The sequence below is a fragment of the Algibacter sp. TI.3.09 genome, assembly GCF_038154905.1.
Classification (GTDB): Bacteria; Bacteroidota; Bacteroidia; order Flavobacteriales; family Flavobacteriaceae; genus Algibacter.
Genome location: NZ_JBAKAN010000001.1, coordinates 204725 through 224775, shown reverse-complemented (window position 1 = coordinate 224775; position 20051 = coordinate 204725). Strand labels below are relative to the sequence as shown.

The 20051-nt window shown below is 30.1% G+C and carries 18 protein-coding genes; 17 read left to right on the top strand and 1 reads right to left on the bottom strand.

All coding sequences use genetic code 11. From position 1 onward, the window contains the following. Nucleotides 1-359 precede the first annotated feature (359 nt). The 14 genes from V6246_RS00850 (at nucleotide 360) to V6246_RS00785 (ending at nucleotide 14160) form a co-directional block, all read left to right on the top strand. Entirely contained in the window at nucleotides 360-1268 is a 909-nt protein-coding gene (locus V6246_RS00850; RefSeq protein ID WP_341558553.1) for a hypothetical protein, read from the top strand. A gap of 184 nt (nucleotides 1269-1452) precedes the next feature. Continuing rightward, entirely contained in the window at nucleotides 1453-2487 is a 1035-nt protein-coding gene (locus V6246_RS00845; protein WP_341559889.1) for a restriction endonuclease, read from the top strand. A 138-nt stretch (nucleotides 2488-2625) separates the two neighbouring features. Next, the gene (locus V6246_RS00840) at nucleotides 2626-3837 is read left to right on the top strand and encodes a hypothetical protein (RefSeq protein ID WP_341558552.1); all 1212 of its coding nucleotides are present in this window, start codon (nucleotides 2626-2628) and stop codon (nucleotides 3835-3837) included. 160 nt (nucleotides 3838-3997) lie between these two features. Then, a complete protein-coding gene (locus V6246_RS00835; RefSeq protein ID WP_341558551.1) occupies nucleotides 3998-4816 on the top strand; it encodes an RNA helicase in 819 nt (272 codons plus the stop codon). A gap of 741 nt (nucleotides 4817-5557) precedes the next feature. Beyond that, nucleotides 5558-7276 (top strand): amidohydrolase, encoded by a 1719-nt coding sequence (locus V6246_RS00830; RefSeq protein WP_341558550.1) that lies wholly within the window; start codon nucleotides 5558-5560, stop codon nucleotides 7274-7276. Nucleotides 7277-7438: 162 nt separating this feature from the next. Continuing rightward, nucleotides 7439-8014, top strand: coding sequence for a hypothetical protein (locus tag V6246_RS00825; RefSeq protein WP_341558549.1), 576 nt, complete (start codon nucleotides 7439-7441; stop codon nucleotides 8012-8014). A gap of 223 nt (nucleotides 8015-8237) precedes the next feature. After that, nucleotides 8238-8573, top strand: a complete 336-nt coding sequence (locus tag V6246_RS00820; RefSeq protein WP_341558548.1) for a hypothetical protein — start codon at nucleotides 8238-8240, stop codon at nucleotides 8571-8573. 26 nt (nucleotides 8574-8599) lie between these two features. Next, on the top strand, nucleotides 8600-8851 hold the full coding sequence (locus V6246_RS00815; RefSeq protein WP_042505115.1) for a hypothetical protein: 252 nt from the start codon (nucleotides 8600-8602) through the stop codon (nucleotides 8849-8851). A 6-nt stretch (nucleotides 8852-8857) separates the two neighbouring features. Further along, a complete protein-coding gene (locus tag V6246_RS00810) occupies nucleotides 8858-9415 on the top strand; it encodes a hypothetical protein (protein ID WP_341558547.1) in 558 nt (185 codons plus the stop codon). 217 nt (nucleotides 9416-9632) lie between these two features. Beyond that, nucleotides 9633-9998 (top strand): hypothetical protein, encoded by a 366-nt coding sequence (locus V6246_RS00805; protein ID WP_341558546.1) that lies wholly within the window; start codon nucleotides 9633-9635, stop codon nucleotides 9996-9998. A gap of 41 nt (nucleotides 9999-10039) precedes the next feature. Then, nucleotides 10040-10942 carry a 3-keto-disaccharide hydrolase gene (locus tag V6246_RS00800; RefSeq protein WP_341558545.1) on the top strand — a complete coding sequence of 301 codons (903 nt, stop codon included), beginning with the start codon at nucleotides 10040-10042 and terminating at the stop codon, nucleotides 10940-10942. Between the two features lie 428 nt (nucleotides 10943-11370). Continuing rightward, nucleotides 11371-12585: an alpha/beta hydrolase-fold protein gene (locus V6246_RS00795; protein ID WP_341558544.1), complete on the top strand. Its 1215-nt coding sequence runs from the start codon at nucleotides 11371-11373 to the stop codon at nucleotides 12583-12585. Between the two features lie 74 nt (nucleotides 12586-12659). Next, nucleotides 12660-13658, top strand: a complete 999-nt coding sequence (locus tag V6246_RS00790) for a TlpA disulfide reductase family protein (RefSeq protein ID WP_341558543.1) — start codon at nucleotides 12660-12662, stop codon at nucleotides 13656-13658. Between the two features lie 34 nt (nucleotides 13659-13692). After that, the gene (locus V6246_RS00785; RefSeq protein ID WP_341558542.1) at nucleotides 13693-14160 is read left to right on the top strand and encodes a DUF423 domain-containing protein; all 468 of its coding nucleotides are present in this window, start codon (nucleotides 13693-13695) and stop codon (nucleotides 14158-14160) included. Between the two features lie 44 nt (nucleotides 14161-14204). On the opposite strand, the gene V6246_RS00780 is transcribed toward V6246_RS00785, so the two are convergent. Then, nucleotides 14205-16313: a DEAD/DEAH box helicase gene (locus V6246_RS00780; protein ID WP_341558541.1), complete on the bottom strand. Its 2109-nt coding sequence runs from the start codon at nucleotides 16311-16313 to the stop codon at nucleotides 14205-14207. Nucleotides 16314-16654: 341 nt separating this feature from the next. On the opposite strand from V6246_RS00780, the gene V6246_RS00775 reads away from it, so the two are divergent. The 3 genes from V6246_RS00775 to V6246_RS00765 all read left to right on the top strand — a co-directional run bounded on the left by V6246_RS00775 (nucleotide 16655) and on the right by V6246_RS00765 (nucleotide 19489). Then, nucleotides 16655-17083: a hypothetical protein gene (locus V6246_RS00775; protein ID WP_341558540.1), complete on the top strand. Its 429-nt coding sequence runs from the start codon at nucleotides 16655-16657 to the stop codon at nucleotides 17081-17083. Nucleotides 17084-17207: 124 nt separating this feature from the next. Then, nucleotides 17208-18002 (top strand): polysaccharide deacetylase family protein, encoded by a 795-nt coding sequence (locus V6246_RS00770; protein WP_341558539.1) that lies wholly within the window; start codon nucleotides 17208-17210, stop codon nucleotides 18000-18002. A 503-nt stretch (nucleotides 18003-18505) separates the two neighbouring features. Continuing rightward, nucleotides 18506-19489 (top strand): alpha/beta hydrolase, encoded by a 984-nt coding sequence (locus V6246_RS00765; protein WP_341558538.1) that lies wholly within the window; start codon nucleotides 18506-18508, stop codon nucleotides 19487-19489. Nucleotides 19490-20051: the final 562 nt, after the last annotated feature.

The following is a 20051-nucleotide window of genomic DNA, read 5'->3' as shown; positions in this document are numbered from 1 at the left end:
TTAAAAGGGATTAAAAAACCCTGAAATTCCTCGATAACAAAACAACCTGCTTTTATTATTTATTTTACCCAATTACGGTTTTCCGTAAAACTAATTAAAACAGCCTTTGTACTTTAGCTTCAGTTTAAGAAAAATAGGTAGAAACACGTATGTTTTTTATTACTAAGAATAACTAACTTCGGCCGAATGGCTTCAATGGGTTTTCTATTATGTAGAATGATGCTGTTTGGGATGGTTTTGGAGTGAATGAATAGTTGAAGTAGTTATATGAATGAGTTATGCGTAATTTAGAGCAACACTCGAAACAAAATTAAAAATTAAACAAAATGTCGCAATACGCAAATGAAATAGTTACTAAATTGAATGAACAAAAAAGTGAATTTACAGATTTGCTACATTCAGGACTTAATTGGCAAACTAATTGGACAAAATTATTAAAAGAAATTATCACCAAAATTGGACAGAATAAAGATTTTTTCGTGAATACATCTGGTTTAAACGAGATAGCAGACGATGGTGAATGGTTATTTGATTTAGTTTGGTCAGAGTTAAAATATAATGAATCTAAAACAACAGTTGTTAACATACCTTTAGTTTTAGAAAGTGAAATAAGTAAAATTAACTTCGGTGGTTTTAAAGAAGATTTTGATAAACTATTTTTCGCTCCAAACTCAACTAAAATTTTTGTCACAAGAACAATTGGAAATGACGAAACTATTTTAAAAGAATGTATTGATTATGCTCAAGAATCTGTAAATAATAATATTAATATAAATTCTAAGAATGGAATACATTTAATAACTTGGCGAGAAGAAAAAGGGTTTACCTTAGATTATATTTCAAGCACTGAACCTAAAATAAAATTTACGGAAAATGTTGAAAATATTATTTTTAAAAAAATAGAAAAAGAAAACAAGTTAGTTTTTACAAAAGATATAGCTTTAGCAATTTTAGACAATATAAGTAAACCAATAGAATCAGCTTTTAACAATTTAAACATCGACATTGGAGATTTAAAAAAAAACCTAATCTTGGTTGTGGATAATGATATTAAGAGTAAAGATATCTCTAATCTTTCTCTTAAAACATTAAAAGTGTTCGATATAGCACCACTTGAAGCAAAATATTTAAAACATAATGAAATATCATTATTTATATTATTACTATGTATTTTAAGAAATGAACAAGACAATACAGCAAAAATGTTTAACGAAAATGGGGTTTATTATGAAAATATGGGTTTTGAATTTTTAAAATCAATACGATAGAAAAAAAACTACGCACAACACCATATAAAATTAATTGCTAGGCTTTTTCCTATTTACGAACATTCCTGCGGAATATTCTATTTGTGATTATTTGCTTAATTTAGTGCTAAATCAACGCAACTAATCTTATACAACAACGTTATGCACAAAAAACAGCACGTAATTAAAATATACATTAGAAGATATAAAATTTGACCAAATAACACCAAGAGCATTTGAAAATCTATGTTATGACTTATTAGTAACATATAATTTTCATAACCTAATTTGGAGAGAAGGAGGTGCTGATAATGGAAGAGATATTGAAGGAAATTATTTTTTTCGTAATACGATTAAAAATTTAGAAACTAAATGGTTTTTTGAATGTAAACGTTATTCTTCTGGAGGTGTTCTACCTGCTGATATTAGTTCTAAAATAACTTGGGCTGATGCTGAACAACCAGATTACCTTGTGTTTTTCATAAGTTCCTATTTAACAAATAATGCTAGAACTTGGCTTGAAAAAATTGAACCACAAAAGCAATATGAAATAGTCATAATTGAGGGAGAAGACTTAAAAAATAGACTTTTAAAATATCCTGAACTTATAGAACGATATTTTTCACTCAATAGATACGAACAACTATTTAATGATGTTAGAGACTACAAAACTAAATTTAATATTAATCCAAGTTTTGAATTTTTAAAAGAGATTTCGGAGAATATTGATTTAGCGAAATTAGATAAGAATGAAATAGGTTTTATCTTATTTAATTTTTACAATCAATTCAATCTTTTTGAAAACCGAAATGAATATTATGGAGATTTTGATGAAACTATTATTTATCCAGTGTTAGAGCATTTAAAAAATTCAGTTGACAATACTTCATTAAAATCTTTTGAGGCATATAAAGACGACTATGATATTCTTGGCGGAACTGGAATGTTTGAAGAAATGTTTTGGCTTAATGACGAGGATAATATTCACGAAATAGTCAAATACAATTTTCAACATTATGATTTGCATTTAAACCATAAACAAGCCAAAGAAAAGTGGAAAATAGGTTCTTACTTATTTGTCATTTACGAAGATCTTGCTTTTGAAATTTTCGATTCTGAAGAAACCGAGATTAGAATAATTAAAGATTTCACGCCTGAAAAAATTTCCGAATTGACCAATAATACTCAAGACGAAATTGTAAATGAATATAAGAAATATTTAAAAAATTTCAGTGCATAACATCGTGTAAAATTATTGCTTGATTCTTGCTTACTTGGAAAAATATACGGATTTTCCTACGGTTCGTTTTCTTTTCCTAAATTAGTTGCCTAACCAAGATACACATAAACTTAGTCACAGTTACAAACAATATAGTACATGGAAATAAACTTTGAATTTAGGGGGGAATATTATCCTTCATTTTTTTCAATATTCATAAAAGGGGATTTTGACATTGACTTTACAAAATTGACAGATAGCGATATTGGCACATTTGCTCATGAATATTGTCATTATCTGCAAAATATCGAAACTATTGTAGGGATAGTGAGTTCTCAAAGCTTTTTCTGTTTAGTATTGGAGTTAAGAGAATATATAAGAACTCATAGTAATATTGAAATCCCGATTGTCGACTTTAATTTATCAGAAACAACTATAAACAATAAGGCATCGATAGATAAATATAAAGGATACTCTGCACCTAGCCGAGCAATTAAATATGATAATATTGAGATTTGTTTGGATACCGAAGTGCCTATTATTAAGTTTCTCAAATCAAATACAATAGTTGGGAATATAGAATTTGGAAATTTATGTGTTAAAGAAGGTATGGCTCACATGTTTCAGCAATTGTTTGATTCAAAAGTAGAGCATAATACTTTACCATATTTAGTAGTTGAAGCTATCTGTAAAAAGAAATGCCCGGAACTTATTGAAGTACCTAAGAAAATAATCCTATTATCCTTTGTGTCACTCGAATGTTGCTTCAATAGTGGTAAAACATTTGTTAATCTAATTAACGAGGTTTCATCAAGAAAAGACTACTATCTAAAATTAACTGATTTAGAATTTTACAAATCAATTCATAGCTCGTTAGAACCTACTATTAATGGAAAGAAATTTGAAAATTTAAATGAAGCAAAACTTGAAACATTGGCTAGTCTGGAAGAGACAATGAAGAATTCACTAGTTTCAGAAATGAAATATTTCAAGTCTATATTTGACAATATTAGAAGTATTAACGTTGGGAATATTAGAGGTTTCGCCGAAATATTAACTGATGAATCCCTAAATAAATATGACATTCTAACAGAATTATTCCAAAATTATAAATCACCAAATATTAGAACACTAGGACATAAGAATATCTTCCCAGACACTTCACCAGAGTTAATAGAGTTAGTAGGACAAAAACTGGTCTTAGACAGAGTGCTAACAGGTAAAGAGACTTGTACTTATTTATCATTTTGCCAGAACCAAGTTGTGGATATAACTGGGGAACAATGTTTTGAAGTTGCGTCAACTTGTGAAAAAAAATGTCCCTATACAATGACTTATGATTTTTGGGGTATAAAAAGCAAAAACAGGTAGTTTATATTTAAAAAAAAATGTATTTTGTTATAACACCTTATTCAAGCACAAAATGATAAGAACGCGCATATTTCATTGCTTAGTTCTTGTTTCAATTAGACAAGTAAAAAAACAATTATATGATCGATTAAAATTAATAATTTAATAAAATAAAAATAAAATGATTGAAAAATGTGGAGTAGTTATGCCAATTTCAGAATGTGACGCGTGTAGTTCTGATCACTGGAAAGAAGTTTATAGTATCATTTGCGAAAGTATTTATGATTCCAATTTCGAGCCTAACTTAGTCAGTAATGGAAAAGATACTGGTGTTATTCAAAAAAGAATTGTTCAAAACCTCTATAAAAATCCTTTAGTGGTCTGTGATGTAAGTGGTAAAAACCCAAATGTCATGTTTGAATTAGGTCTTAGATTAGCATTTGACAAGCCAACTATAATAATAAAGGATGATAAGACGGATTACAGCTTTGACACCTCAGTAATAGAACATTTAGTTTACCCTAGAGATTTGAGATTTTCAAAAATTAAAAGCTTTAAAAAAAATTTAGCTGAGAAAATTCAAAACACCTACAAAGAATCTAAGGATAACCCTAATTACACTACTTTTTTAAAACACTTTGGCGAATATAACGTTCAAACTTTGGAACGGACAAATATTTCTTCTGAAAAATATATAATAGACTCTCTTAATGAAATAAAAGAACGAATCAAAACTATTAATCCAAAACCAAAATATACGAACCAAACTCTACTAAGGTTTTTTGATGCCAAAGAAATAGATTCAAGAATAATTGACACTATTCTTGATAGGTTTTGCAAGGAAAAAGATTTAAAAGATATTTGGAAAGTTAAGTCTGATGGCTACAAAAAAGAATTAATTGACTATATAATGAACTCTGAGGAGATTAAACTAACTAATAATACAAAAAATGACGTTATTGATATGGTAGAATACCTAACAGAAGAGTTACCTTTTTAAAAAACCTGCTTACTTAATACTTTTGAAAATAATCATTTAGTTCTTGTCTACATTTGATATTCTTTAAATTTTCCCTTTGCTTCGTTTCATTTTTGCTAAATTTAGCTGCTTAAACGCCTAACTGTTCTTACACATAAACATTGTGCAACATATGACCAAAACCGAAAGTTAATGACAAACCGAATTTTAACAGCTCTAACAATTAGAACAGCTGGAATATATTTATTCACGAAAATTTTTAACCATTTTTGGTTCTTAATTCCTTACAATTTGTGGTGCTGCGACAATGGCTCAATTCCACGAATTATTGAACGAACATAGGTGTAACAAAAAACAACTTCCCTCCTCTTAAAGGGTTTCTTAAAATAACCTCGGTTTATAGAAAAATTCTATTTCGTTTACTTTTTTAAGTAACTTTTAATATATTTAAACATATTTTCTTCCCTAAAGAATTTCAATATGATAGCTTATGTACTCATATTGAGTCATTTAAAAAATTAATAGTTTTAATACCATAATAAAGATATATAGTTAATACTAACTGTATGCTTTTTAGTGCTTAATTATCAGAAACCGCTAACCAATGATAAAATTCTTTAAAAAAGAACGACTTCAAATACAAATTACGCAAGGCTTAGTGTTTGATTTAGTAATAGATATAAGGAAGACAAAACGACAGATTCTCTACTACTCTAGCTAAGTTATAGGATGAGCATTAATTAACTAAAACTAATTACAACTATGATGACACTACGATTTTACAAATTAAACATAATAATTGCCTGTCTTTTTTTAAGTTCATGTGCTAATAATAAAAAAGAATTTGGCACCATAATTATTCATGGAGGAACCATTTATACAGTAGACTCTATACAGACAACAGTAGAGGCCGTTGTAACAAAAAAGGATAAAATTCTCTTTGCTGGAAGTTTTGAGGAAGCCAAAAGCTATCAAAACGAACAAACGGAACTTATAAATTTAGAAGGTAAGACGATGACGCCTGGCTTAATTGAAGGTCATGGTCATTTTATGGGCTTAGGCTATAATGAATTAGAGCTTGACCTGATGAATACAAGCAGCTATCAAGATATTGTAGACGCTGTTGCTGAGAAAGTTAAAACGTCTAAACCAGGCGAATGGATTCTTGGCAGAGGTTGGCACCAAAGCAAATGGGACAGTATGCCAGCAAACACCGTTAAAGGATTTCAGACGCATCATTTACTAAGCGAAGTATCACCAGATAATCCTGTTTTTTTAAGTCATGCAAGTGGTCACGCAGGCTTCGCAAATGCTAAGGCTATGGAAATTGCAGGTTTAAAAGGCTTACGTAAAGAAGGAATCCAGACGTATAATATGGAAGGAGGAGAAGTTATTGTAGATCAATTTGGTATGCCAACAGGTATTTTCAATGAACATGCAATATCTATGATTTACAAGTATATCCCAGAAGAGACACCAGAAACAAACATTCAAGCTTTTAATCTAGCTATGGAAGCGTGTCATAAAAATGGTATCACTAGTTTTCATGACGCAGGTATTTCAAGTAATACAATAGCACTCTACGATGACATGAAATCGGCCGGAAAAATGAATATTAGATTGTATGCCATGCTAAGAGGTGGTGAAGAACTACTTAACGAATGGTTAGAAAAAGGTCCGAGGATAGATCCAGATCATCGTTTTACTATACGTTCTATTAAATTAAGTTGTGATGGTGCTTTAGGTGCTAGAGGTGCTTGGCTTTTAGAACCTTACACAGATCGCCCAGGTCACTATGGCCATGAAACGCTTCCTATGGACATTGTAAAAGAAGTAGCAATAAAAGGACTTCAAAACAATTTTCAAGTCTGTTCGCATGCTATTGGAGATCGTGCTAATAGAGAAATTCTGGATCAATATGAATTAGCGTTAAAAGAATTAAATATGTTAGATACCGATCATAGATTCCGTATTGAACATGCACAACATTTACATCCAGATGACATTCCTCGTTTTGCAGAACTGCATGTAATTCCTGCAATGCAGGCCATACACTTGTCTTCCGATAGACCTTGGGCCATTGACCGTTTAGGTGAAAAACGAATTAAAGATGGCGCTTACATGTGGCAAGATTTATTACAGAGTGGCGTTCCTATTGTTAATGGAACGGACGTGCCTGTAGAACCTCTTAATCCTATTGCTAGTTTCTATGCTAGCGTAAGCCGAAAAACACTTAAAGGAACTCCTGAAGGCGGTTATGAGCCAGAACAAAAAATGACACGAATGCAGGCTTTAAAATCATACACTTTAGATGCTGCGTATGGCGCCTTCGAAGAAAACATTAAAGGTTCTATTAGCAGTGGTAAGCTTGCTGATTTTACAATTTTCAATCAAGATTTAATGACCGTGGAAGAAAATCAGATTTTAGATACTGAAATCGTCATGACTATTTTTAATGGTAAAGTAATTTACAAGAAATAGCCAAATAGCGAAAGCACAACAACGCGTATGATTAATTGCTTGGTTTTAGACTACTTACAAAGGTCCTTGCGAACTTTCTATCTGTGATTTATTTGCTAACTTTAGTGCACAAACACGCTACATTTCATAAACCAGACGTTGTGCTTAATTAAAAAAACTGATTTGAAAATAAAAAACATAAGACTAAAAATATTTGTATCAATTATGATTCTTTTGTCGTTTTTATACTTTTTATTTATTAATACAGACCTTTTTTTACCTTCAACGAAGGAAGTCGAAAATTCAAATCAATTAAAGACTGAAATTGTTAATGAAATTGCCAGCAGCCTGAGTAATAATGATACTTTATATTTAGCTACAAAGAGAGAATATGGTGTCTGTGGAAATGACTCTAGATTTGACGGAACACCTACTTTTTCGGAAAGAATTCAAAAAATAAAACATCTTTTAGACAACCCTTTTTATCTTGATTTATCAAAGGGTTTTGAAATGAGTAATTCTTTAAATGGTAGCACTATTATTGTTGGAATTATTTTTGACAATAATTTTATGTCAGAAAAATATAATTTTGAAATAATATCAGATTCATCAAATCAAAAGAAAGAACTTTATGAAGTTAAAGATATATCCATAAAAAAGGATACCGTTATAATTTATAGTTATTCTCTTAATAAATCTGAAAATGATAAAGTGAAAATGGAATTTATTAAAGTTGATTCGAAATGGAAAAGAAAATAAAAACTAAGTATAACAAAAGCTATAATTAATGCGGGGTTTGGTGCTTAACCCAAAGTTTAATGTATTTTTATAAAGTCCGCCAAATCTTTTGATTTGGCATTTATAATAGAAAAGTTAAAAGCAAAATATTTATATTTCGCTAAGGAACAAACCGAAACGATAGTGCATATCTCCTGCCCTACCATTTCTTAGACGAGATGCTAACCACAAGCTAAAGAAGCCAATGAACACTGAAGAATTCGTAAAAGCATTTTACACCGAAAAAGAGGGGTTTTTAAAAGAATATTTATCTGAAAATTCTAAAACCGAAGTTGGACAATTAATTAAGTCTCTTAATCTCACTGACCAACAAACTGAAATAATAAAAAAAGCCTTAGACGCTTCCTTTACGGACATTTTTTATACAATCCTACTTGGGTTAGATGGGTGTACTTCAATCGGAGATTTAGAACAGCAGACTTATTCTATTTTTTATGAAAATAACAACCAAGTCTGCGGAGGTAAATTAAGTGGAGAAATTGAAGGAATGGCTCATGAATATTTTCATGAATTGGACTAAAAAATCAGAATAAAACCCTTTATAAAATGAAAAAACATATTTTATTATTAGCTATTTTAATAACAAGCATCTCTTTTATAAATTGCGAAAGTGATCCTTGCGATGAAGGCTATACTCAACTAGATAATGGAGTTTGTGTGCCTGATTATATAACAGGAATAGAACAAAAAACCGAATTAGGCAACGTGTTTTTTCATTCAGAACTAGGTGCTGTAACATACAAAAATGGCAGTTGGTTCGATGAAAATAATTCAGTTATCAAGAACATTAACAATTAAAAAAGTATGAGAAAAACACTTACCCTTTTAGCCATTCTATCATTTCTATTTATCAATGCACAATCTAAAAAAGGCACTATTTATTTAAAAGACTCAACAGAATTAAAAGGTTTAGTTAAGGCCAAAATGTTGGGAGGTATAAAATATAAAGCAAATTTAAATTCAGATATTATTCATTATGAAAATAGCCAACTAAATGGTTATGATATAGAAAGAGAAGATAAGAGTGTAGAGCGATATAGATTTAAACTGGTGCAAGGAATTTCTCGTAAAATGAAAATAGTACAATTAGGAAAAATTAATCTATATAGTGTTTTTGTTACAAATTCTGGCTCTGCAATGGGAATGGGAATGGGTGCAGGAATGAGCCTACCTGCATCGTCTGGTTATGTTTATTTTTTAGAAAAAAATAATGTAACAATAAGAACAGGAGCTTGGCTTAAAAAACGAAAATTTAATCTAATTGAAGATTGCCCTACCTTAATAGATAAAATAAAAAAGAAAGAATTTAAGAAAAAGCAGGTGGTTGATATTATCAATTATTATAATAAAAAATGTGTTTAAAAACCGACTCGTTTTAGTTTACCAAATGCGTAAATAAATATATCCAGAACCATTCGTCACAACTCAAAGAATGACATTTAAACGAGACCATCTTAAGAACAAAAAAACTTTTTATACCCTTCTAATATGTGTTGAAGTTGGTTTATACCTCTCTTTATTCTACTTTAAAATTCATTGGATAATTATCTTATTAATATTCCCTTTTTTATGCATTGAAATGATATCCAACATAAGATGTTTAAATCGTCAAAAAAGCTTCATTAAAGCCATAGAATTTAAAGGAAGTACATTAGTTTGTGCGCATTTTAATGGTAAGAAAACTAAAATAAGTTATGACAATCTTGTGTATTCTTTTAGAGAAATTAAATTTGAAAAAGATAAATCGGAAATTGAAATAAAAGAAAAAAAACGAATTACAAATAAATTAATTGGTCGGCTTAATATAAACGATTGGCAAACCATTTTTGAAATAAAAAACGCTTTAGCCGAAAAGAAAATAAAACGAATAGAGTTTCAACCAGAAGGATTTTGGAGCAAATACGGTTGGTCTTTAGCAGAACTTACATTAATAGAAATGCAGTAGATATCCGTGTAGAATTAATCGATAGAATTTAAATTATAAATATGAAATCTAGTTTAAAGTTAATAATATTCCCCGTAACAGTTGTTCTACTCTGCATCACGCTGAGCTCTTGCAATTCGAAAAATTCTACAAACCAAGACTGGGAACATCTCCTAGATATGGAATTAAGCCAATGGGATGAGTTTGTTGGCGCACCGCACTACAGCGTAGCTATTGAAGGTTACGATAAAGGTAATGGCATGGAGGAAGGAACACCTTTGGGATTAAACAACGACCCTTTAAACGTTTTTTCGGCTATTGAAATGGATGGTGAACCTGTGTTGAAAGTTTCAGGAGAAATCTACGGCGCAGTAACTACCAAAAAAGAATACGAAAACTACCATTTAAGCCTTATGTTTAAGTGGGGCGATAAAAAATATGCGCCTCGTTTAGGTAAACCCATGGATAGCGGAATTTTGTACCATGCCATTGGAGAACAAGGTGCTTTTTGGAACTGTTGGATGCAGTCTCAGGAATTTCAGATTCAAGAAGAAGATTGTGGAGATTACTACACTATTGCTGGTACAGGTGCCGATATAAAAGCGATTAAGAAAGAAAATCCAGATTCGGCTTGGGATATTTTTATCTACAACCCAAACAGTGCTTATAAACAATTTAAAACCGGAGAAGACGGCCGATGCAGAAAAAATGCTAACTACGGAAAGCTGGAAGGATGGAATCAAATTGATTTGATTTGTATAGGTGATAAAGCTTACCATATTGTTAATGGAAAAATAGCTCTTGTGGTAGAAAAATCGGTTACTTATAATGAAAAAAACATAGCTAAACCGCTAACCAAAGGTAAAATTCAACTCCAAAGTGAAGGTGCAGAAGTGTATTATAAAGATGTAAAAATCAGATCTATTAGTGAGCTTCCATCAGAATTTGCTAATCAGTTAAAGTAGTGATGATGGTTTAATGAGATGCTCATTGCCTTTCATTTGTAAATTGTGAGCTAGATTAGTAAAATTAATCGGCTTATTGCTAAAAACACAATCTTATCATGCGCTGTAAATTAAAGGAATTCCTCTTCCCTGCTATTAATTTAAATTAAGGTTTTAAGCTTAAAAAACTTTCTTGATTTACTAAAATCAAATTATTACATAATATCTATTTCCCCAAAAAGATTAGGAAACCTCTTAAATCGACTTTTTTTAATTACTTTTATCTTAATAAGCTATAATAAAGCTCATTACATATATCCTATTTGTTTTTACAATTGTTGGCAAAAGTCAATCTTGGTGAATAGTACTAAACATTATTAACGCATTATGTGCCTTTATTACTGACTCTTTGATAAAGACCATAAAAAATTGCAATAGAAAAACTTACTATGAAAATAAAATTTCTAATCCTTTTTATTCTATTAAGTTTTACCAGTTATTCACAAAATGCTATAACAATTGGTGAAACCTCAACAATCTATTCAAAAATATTAGATGAAGAACGAACTCTAGAAATCTATCTACCTAAGAATTATAACGAATCAGATAAAACTTATCCTGTTCTCTATTTACTTGATAGTTTTTATAATTTTTCGCACGCAGTAGGAACTATTGAATATCTTCTTTTAAACGAACTTATTCCTGAGATGATTATTGTGGGTATAAGGAATACTAGACGTAATCGCGACCTCACTCCTAATTCTCCTGAACTTAGTGAGAGACATAAAAAAAGATTAGGCTTAACAGGTGGAGCTGATAAATTTATAGATTTTTTTGATAAAGAATTAATTCCACTTATAGAACAAACATATAAAGCCGCTCAGTACAAAGTAATCGTAGGACATTCTTTAGGTGGTCTTTTCAACGTTTATACTTTTTTAAAAAGACCAGAGCTTTTTAATGCATACCTTACTATTAGTCCTAGTTTATGGTATCCAAATGAATTAATTTCTCAAGAATTTGAAAGCACATTTACTAATCTTCTAGAACCTAACAGAGCTTTTTATTTGAGCCTAGCTAATGAAAATAGCGGTAATATGAGAGGGAATGTCCTCAAGTTAAGTGGAGAGTTCGAAAACTATATAAATACGCATAAAGAGGCTAATCTCAGGTTTAAATATGACCCCATGCCTAAAGAGTCTCACGGCTCCATTGGTTTGCCTTCAATATATTTTGGTTTACGTTTTATTTTTGAACCAATCCAATATACAATTCCTAGAACTAAAGAAGAAATAATGGTTCAAGGTGGACCAGATAAAGCTATCGAAAAGACAATAGAACACCTAGATCAATTATCCGAAAAACTTGGTTTTGAAGTGACAAACGAATATGCCATAAACGATTTGGGTTTTGCTTTTCTGAGAATAGAAGAATTTAAGAAATATTCGATAAAGGCATTTAAAGCCAATATAGAAGCCCACCCTAATTCATACGATGCGTATTCTGATTTAGGTTCAGCTTACGAAGAACTCGGTGAATTACAAAAGGCAAAAGCTAATTATGAAAAAGCATTAAAATTAATCAAGAAAGCTCAAGATCCGGAATGGGAATTATATCAAAACAACTTAGATAATTTGGAAAATAAAATAAAGGTAAAAGAATAACTATTTAAGGCTTAAATAAAGATTATTACTGTTTTGTGATACATAAATACTCGTTACCAACACGACAAAAATCTATGAAAAAACTAACATTTTTGGTGATATTGATAATTTTTACATCTTGTAATCAAGAAAAAACATTAAAATTCTCATTAAGTGGAACGACAAAAGATTTACAAAACGGAACAGCCTTGTATCTATTTGATTCTTCAATAGAAAATGTAATAGATTCTGTAATTGTGCAGAATAATAAATTCTATCTAACAAAAGACTTGCAATATTATCCTTTTCCTGCTGTTTTGAAAAGCAACGATAATTTACTTTTTAAAAAAATGTGGTTAGAAGATAGCCCTATAACATTTAATGCTTCAAATGTAAATTTCAAAAATGCTGAGATTCTTGGTTCAGATTCTCAAATAGAATATGACAATTTATATCAAGCCATGGACACGCTTGCGAGAAAAGAAGGTGAAAACTTATTATTAGAATTTATAAAAATCAATTCGGATAATATTTTAGGCTCATTCGTACTTGCCGAATGGTACATATCCTTGAAAAAAGAAAGAACTGAACCGCTATACAATCAATTCTCTGAAAAGAATAAAAATTCAATATATGGAAAAGAAATTCTCAACTATATTCAATCTATCCATGACCTAAAAGTTGGAGATAAATATGTGGACTTAATAAGTACAGACCAAAACGGAAAAGAAACTAAACTTTCTGATTTTAAAGGAAAATTGACGCTCTTAGAATTTTGGGCCAGTTGGTGTGCGCCTTGCAGAACAGATAATAAAAATCTAGTTGATTATTATAATGAATTCAATCCATTAGGTTTTGAAATTTTTCAAGTCTCATTAGATAATAATAAGGAAAAATGGCTAGAGGCGATAAAAAAAGATAACCTTCAATGGACTAATGTAAGCGATTTAAAAGGGTGGAAAAATAAACAAGCAATTCTTTACGGAATAAACTTACTTCCTACAAATTATTTGATTGACGAGCATGGAATTATAATTAGTAAAGACTTGCGAGGAGAAGAATTAAAACAAAAAATAAAGGAAATTTTAAAATAGTGCCATTTGATAACAGGCTTTTTAAAACATTATTATGAAAAAATGGAATTTTAAACTAAACAGTAACCTTAAAGCGGTTAGTAAAAATATAGAATCTTCACTTGGGACTGTAAAGGGACTGGTGTTTAATATGAACCATGATAAAAATGATTCAATAACCTTTAAAATGCGTAAACGGATTCTATACGCATGGTATTTATTCTATATAAATACCGTTATTGTACAAGGAAAATTATCGAAAACGGCTATTGAAAATGAGACCGATGTAGAAATTTCTTTTAATCAACACTTTTTGTGGAAATTGGTCATATTTACAGATATGTTTGTGGGTTTAGCTATGCTAATAACTTTATTTTCCGGAGAAAATAGTAGTCCTTATTTGTATCTAATGGCGGTTGCTATTTTAGCGGTTGGCGTTATACTATGGATTAGAATTCAGAAAAAATACGAAAGAAACATGAATGAATACAAGACAATGATTTCCAAAGTTTTAGCGATTTAAAGAAACTATGAAGATTTACTGATAGTCAAGTTTATTTTGGATTCTTAATTTTTATAATTCAACTTATTCTCAGACAATCTTAAATCAACCATTAAAGACCGTAATTTTTTAGAAACTTCATTTAAATCGTCCGAAATTGAAAACACCTTTGGATCGCCTACAATAATTAACTTATGTTTTGCTCTAGAAAGTGCCACATTAACTAATCGTTCTCCTTGAATGCCTTTGTATAGCATACCTATATTTTTTTCACAGTTATCTACTATATCATAAATAATAGCATCGAAACCCGAACCTTGAAAAGAATGTATTGTACCAACTGTAACATTTTTAAGCTGATTATCGGAAAGCATTTTGTTTCTCAATTTGCGTTTTAAATTTATTACTTGGCCATTATAGGGCGTAATAACACCAATTATCATCGCTTCATTTTCTATTATTAAACTTTCTACAAGTTCAGTTACAACCTGAGCAGATTTATCATTAATTCTAGATCGTCCTTGCGTGGTTTTTACAATTGCTCCATTTTTAGGCTCTACAGGAATAAAACAATACGGCGTATTAATAACTCCAAAAACAGAATTAATTGAAGTGAATTTCTCCTGATAATTAGAGGTTAATAAACCATTATAAAACCTATCATTTACTAGCGAACAAATGTCTGGATGCATCCTGCGTTGCTCGGAAAGCATGACTCTAATGTTTTCATCATAGCCTTCAACATCATCCATATATTCAAAAACATCTTTATTAAACCAATTATTTACAGCCTCTGTCTGGCCTGTACTTATTGGCCCAAGTTGCTTAAAATCTCCTGCAACAACAAATTTTTTTTTTGAAAAACTGGCCATAGTAAGCGTTTGTATCAATGGCATCATCCCTACTTCATCAACAACTACAAGATCAAATTTTTCATGTTCAAAATTATCAGCTAAAAAGCACTGTGCCGCTGTGGTAAACACTAATTGAGAATTAGCAATTCTTGTTTGATTAATTTGTTTTATCTCATTTTTAAGCAAAATTTGTTTATTTCTGGCTCTGGCAATATCTTCCCTATCGGTATTTTTAGAATGACTTCTTAAATATTTTAAAACTGTGCCGTATTCTTTTCTTACGCGATCTACTTCTTCTTTTTTGGGGTAAAGTCTGCTATCATTTACAATCTCTGATAAAACGGGATAACCAAACCTTAAAACCTTTCTATCTTCAAGAAGTTTCTTTGAATTTTCTGAGAAATTTTCAAATTCATTTATAATTTCTTTTCCTAGAATATCAATAGAAATATTTGAAATACTAACGGCTAAAACGCGCAACCCGTTTGTACATGCTTTTGCTATAATTTTTGAAAGTGTGTATGTTTTTCCTGTTCCTGGTGGGCCCCAAATAAAAGTGACATTTTGAGAGAATACACTTTGAACTGCCTGTTGCTGCGATTGGTTTAATGATGCATCTATTATTTCACCTTTAAAGTCATCATCTATTCTAATATTCCTTTTAAAAAATAACTTATTTGTAAGGCTGAGTTCGTCATATTTTACAGCTTTAAACCGATCTTTTATATGTTTTAAAAAATTAATAGCCTTGGGTTTAAATTTAAATGTAGTATTTAAATGCTCGGCTGTTAATTCATTTGAAACTCGAAATATTATGGTTGAAATACTTCTATAATATGCTAAAAAAACACCTTGAATATTGTTTTGCTTAGCAACATCTTGCCACCATAAATTTATTGGTATGCCTTCTTGCCCAGGACTAGAAACACCATCGGGCAGAGAAATAACAGCTTGGTACAAAAATCCGAAATCGGAATTTGAAATCTTCTTATCAATTTTGGCTACAACCCATAACCTAGTATTATCGTCCTCGATAGCATTTTCTTCGTCTATAAAAGCCTTTGTAATTTCTTGCTCTTTACTATCTACTAAATTAAACCAAGTAGGAAAATCTCTTGTAAGCTTACTCCATTTTGGACTATATAAATACCGCTTTACGCGATCAAAATAAACTGAATAATCACTGAGTGTTTTTTCAATTAATTCGAGTTCAATATTTTGCTTGTATAATAAATTAACAAGTTGCTTTTCGTTATAAGCCTTTTGTTTATGGTGATCTTCGTTCCATTTAAAAATTATTTCCTTAAAAATATATTTCATTAATAATACGCTTTTATGTGAGCCTAAGCCCTATCAAAATAGAATTTGATCCCTATGTAATTTATATTTCAGCAAAGCTATACAAAATGACTTTTACAGCGTGGTTTTATTGAAACTTGTTTGTTACTAAATACTAACAGACCCAATATAGTTAACTATTGTTTTCCTAAAATTTATTATTTATATATTAGCTTGAATAAGTAAGAATAGAGGTCTATTTTGTAATCAGGTTAAGTTCGCTAATGTATAAATGAAAAAAACATGTAAATTCAATATGCTAAACTTGTTCCACAATCAAAAAACATTTTTAAAAACTTACTTTAATTGTTATAAATAAGAATATGAAAAAGCTTAAAATTTGGACATTAATATTGCATTCATTTATTTTTATAATTCATAAAAACACTATTTCTGTAATGCTATTAACTGAGTATATTACTTTAGATAGATGGCTCTCAAGCAGTGGTTTTTCCGATTCTTTTGCTAACCTGCTACTTGGCGCTTCACTACTTTCACTTCTAGGTCAATTACTTATCCTTTTAAGTATAAAAATCGAAAAAGTTATTACTAAGCACGTAATCGGTATTTTAGGGCTAATTTCATTATGGTTTTCATTTAGGTATTTAGCATATCCTAGTGTAAACAACACCGATTTTCATACATGGGCGTTTTGGTCTGGAGTACCCTTCATTATTGCTTCTATACTTTTATATCACGAACAATATATTATACTAAAAGATATATTTAAAAAAAAGAAGAAAAGCAGCTAATGTTTTTGTAAACCAAGGTAAGTTCTAGAATTTACTATATCTAATTCCCCTTAGAAAATCCTTGCAAGTACAAACTCGAAATTATTATTAACACAAAGACTAATAGTTAATTTTAAATACCTTTATGAAAATAATTAGTGCTTTTCTATTTATATTTTCAATTACATTTTACGGTAATTCTCAAATATTAAAAAAGGAAATACCAGATAAACTAGTGGTACTGACTTTTGATGATGCTCCGGCAAGTCAATATTCAATTGTGGCACCATTATTAAAAGAATTCGGTTTTGGAACTACTTTTTTTGTCTGTGAATTTCCTCCCAAATTTAAAGACAGCACGCTTTATATGAATTGGCGACAGATTAAAGCACTTAACAACATGAGCTTTGAAATAGCCAATCATACACATACACATACACATGCTAATGTTGCCAATTTATCGCAAGCACAATTTAATGAAGAGTTAGCTTATATAGAAAATAAATGTGATTCTCTAGATATTGAAACTCCAACTAATTTTGCCTATCCAGGCTACGCACTGAATTCTGAGGTGCTAGAATTTTTAGAAGAGAAAAAGTACGTTTTTGCTAGAGCTGGAGGTAGCAGAGTTTATGATCCTTTGGAAGATCATCCATTTCTAGTTCCAAGTTGGGCGGCAGATGCAAGTAATAAAGCGGAAATAATGGCTTCCTTTAACGAAGCTAAAAACGGAAAAATTGTTGTTCTAACTCTACATGGTGTACCAGATATTGAACATCCATGGGTAAGTACACCTCCTAAATTATTTAAAGAATATCTACAATATTTACATGAGAATAAATTTAAAGTCATCTCACTTAGAGATTTAAGCAATTATATAAATGTTGATAAGGCTAGAGAAACTATTGTACCTAATTTTAGCAAAACACTAAAAAATTAAATTAACGTTAGGAATAAAATAGTAAACCAAGCAACATAATAAACTAACATTAAAAGCTTATAATCAAAAGCATTTAAACATTATTTAGTAACACCTAAAACAACTATTTTAAAGTTTTTAGTTGAAGAAATAAGGCGTTACTATCTCCTCTATTTCTAGCAACAAGTAAAAAAATTTTCTTAGTTATTTTCCCAATTACGGTTTTCTGTAAAACTAGTTAATTAGGAGTTAACTCCTAAGCTTCAGCTTATAACAAATACGCAGAAGTACTTATTTATTTTTTTATAAGGAATAAGCAACTTGGCCTAGATATGTTTACGTAATTTATCAGATGACGGATAAACTATCGAGATATATTTGAACTAAATATGTTGTTGAAGTGAGTCAATAAACAAGTTGGCAACAATTTGACAGCTCATCTTTGCAAAACCACAACTGAGAATCATATTTTTCTATTAATAAGCATTAAGATATACTATTGTTATAAACAATATATTAAAAAAATGAGAATTAAAATTTTAAATAAGATTGGAAAAATAATCGTAATAAGTTTTTGCATTTACGCAGTAATATCCTTAGCTCTAATCTGTTGGCCTATCAAGCTTGAAAAAAATGTTAAAAATTATGATTATAGTTCAATAAAAACTCAAACTCATACAGATTTAGGAGTTGAACAATGGACAAAAATGAGAGATAATAAAGAAATTTTTAATCGAGTTTATAAAAGTCAGAGTAAAGACATTATGATACTAATTCATGGCTCTGGTTCTGATAGCAGATATTTGGCAAATATCGCCAATGCAATTGCTAATAAAAATATAGCAACAGTAATAACACCCGATATGAGAGGACACGGAAGAAATACAGGAAAAAGAGGTGATATTGATTTCATTGGGCAACTTGAAAATGACATTGAAGATTTTATTCAATTTAGTAAGAACAATTTCAATGCTCATAATATCATTCTTGCTGGACACTCTTCAGGTGGTGGGTTTGTGTTAAGGTTTATTGGCAATCCGAAAAATAAAAAAGTAGATAAAGCAGTTTTAATTTCACCATATTTAGGATATAAAGCACCAACAGTAAAACCAAGTAGTGGTGGTTGGGTAAAAGTAGCCTTGAGAAGAATTATCGGACTTTCAATGCTTAATAATGTGTATGTGAAAAACTTTAACCATTTACCTGTACTATTTTTTAATCGCCCAGAAACAATGAATGATCGTCTACAAGTTCCATCTTATTCGTATAATATGACTATGAATTTTGACACCGAAGACCACCAAAAAGAGATAGATAACATTAATATACCTTGCATGGTTTTAGTTGGGAAAGAAGACGAAAGCTTTTATCCTGAACAATTTCCAATTGTATTTGAACCTGCCAAAAAATTTGTTCAAGTAGAAATTATGGAGAATGTAAAACATTTGGATATTGTAAAAAATATTAAAACATTTGAATTAATTCATGACTGGAATAAAAACAATTAAAAACTGTTGCCAAAAAAGTCGAACGGATTGACATTGCGAATGAATTACGAGGAAACATTTATAATACGACCTCAATTAGAGAAAAAGACACTTTGACTGTCGAGTTTAAGGATTCAACTTATACTGTATATGAATATAGCGACAGAAATTTACCTTGGCGAATTGCATCTTTTGAAAATAACGCTATAATAGTTTTTGATAGACAGGTAGTTGAAATTAAGAAAACGGTAAAAAAGGGGGATGCAATTAGTTCTATTACAAACATGAAAAAAATATTACACTGATAAAAAAACGTTAGCTCACAAAGTACTGTGGTAAAAAACAAGTAAAAACTCATTAATCTTTTACTAAAATACTTCTATAAAAATCATCATAAATTAGCTCTAATTTTGCACTTTTAAAAGCTTGTTTCAGTAGCTTATTAAATATGGATTTTCTTACAATTAGCTTAACCAATTCAATTGTTTTTCATACTTCACGAACTTCTTTTACAATATATTCATTCTAATATTTTGTATTAATATTTATTTCCCAATACAGTAAGTAAAATCCCTAGTAAACA

Bases quoted from the DNA above. Each gene is read 5' to 3' on its own strand.
- V6246_RS00765 (WP_341558538.1), top strand. From the start codon at position 18,506: ATGAGAATTAAAATTTTAAATAAGATTGGAAAAATAATCGTAATAAGT.
- V6246_RS00785 (WP_341558542.1), top strand. From the start codon at position 13,693: ATGAAAAAATGGAATTTTAAACTAAACAGTAACCTTAAAGCGGTTAGT.
- V6246_RS00800 (WP_341558545.1), top strand. From the start codon at position 10,040: ATGAAATCTAGTTTAAAGTTAATAATATTCCCCGTAACAGTTGTTCTA.
- V6246_RS00770 (WP_341558539.1), top strand. From the start codon at position 17,208: ATGAAAATAATTAGTGCTTTTCTATTTATATTTTCAATTACATTTTAC.
- V6246_RS00835 (WP_341558551.1), top strand. From the start codon at position 3,998: ATGATTGAAAAATGTGGAGTAGTTATGCCAATTTCAGAATGTGACGCG.
- V6246_RS00820 (WP_341558548.1), top strand. From the start codon at position 8,238: ATGAACACTGAAGAATTCGTAAAAGCATTTTACACCGAAAAAGAGGGG.
- V6246_RS00810 (WP_341558547.1), top strand. From the start codon at position 8,858: ATGAGAAAAACACTTACCCTTTTAGCCATTCTATCATTTCTATTTATC.
- V6246_RS00780 (WP_341558541.1), bottom strand. From the start codon at position 16,313: ATGAAATATATTTTTAAGGAAATAATTTTTAAATGGAACGAAGATCAC.
- V6246_RS00795 (WP_341558544.1), top strand. From the start codon at position 11,371: ATGAAAATAAAATTTCTAATCCTTTTTATTCTATTAAGTTTTACCAGT.
- V6246_RS00815 (WP_042505115.1), top strand. From the start codon at position 8,600: ATGAAAAAACATATTTTATTATTAGCTATTTTAATAACAAGCATCTCT.
- V6246_RS00830 (WP_341558550.1), top strand. From the start codon at position 5,558: ATGATGACACTACGATTTTACAAATTAAACATAATAATTGCCTGTCTT.
- V6246_RS00805 (WP_341558546.1), top strand. From the start codon at position 9,633: ATGATATCCAACATAAGATGTTTAAATCGTCAAAAAAGCTTCATTAAA.
- V6246_RS00790 (WP_341558543.1), top strand. From the start codon at position 12,660: ATGAAAAAACTAACATTTTTGGTGATATTGATAATTTTTACATCTTGT.
- V6246_RS00775 (WP_341558540.1), top strand. From the start codon at position 16,655: ATGAAAAAGCTTAAAATTTGGACATTAATATTGCATTCATTTATTTTT.
- V6246_RS00840 (WP_341558552.1), top strand. From the start codon at position 2,626: ATGGAAATAAACTTTGAATTTAGGGGGGAATATTATCCTTCATTTTTT.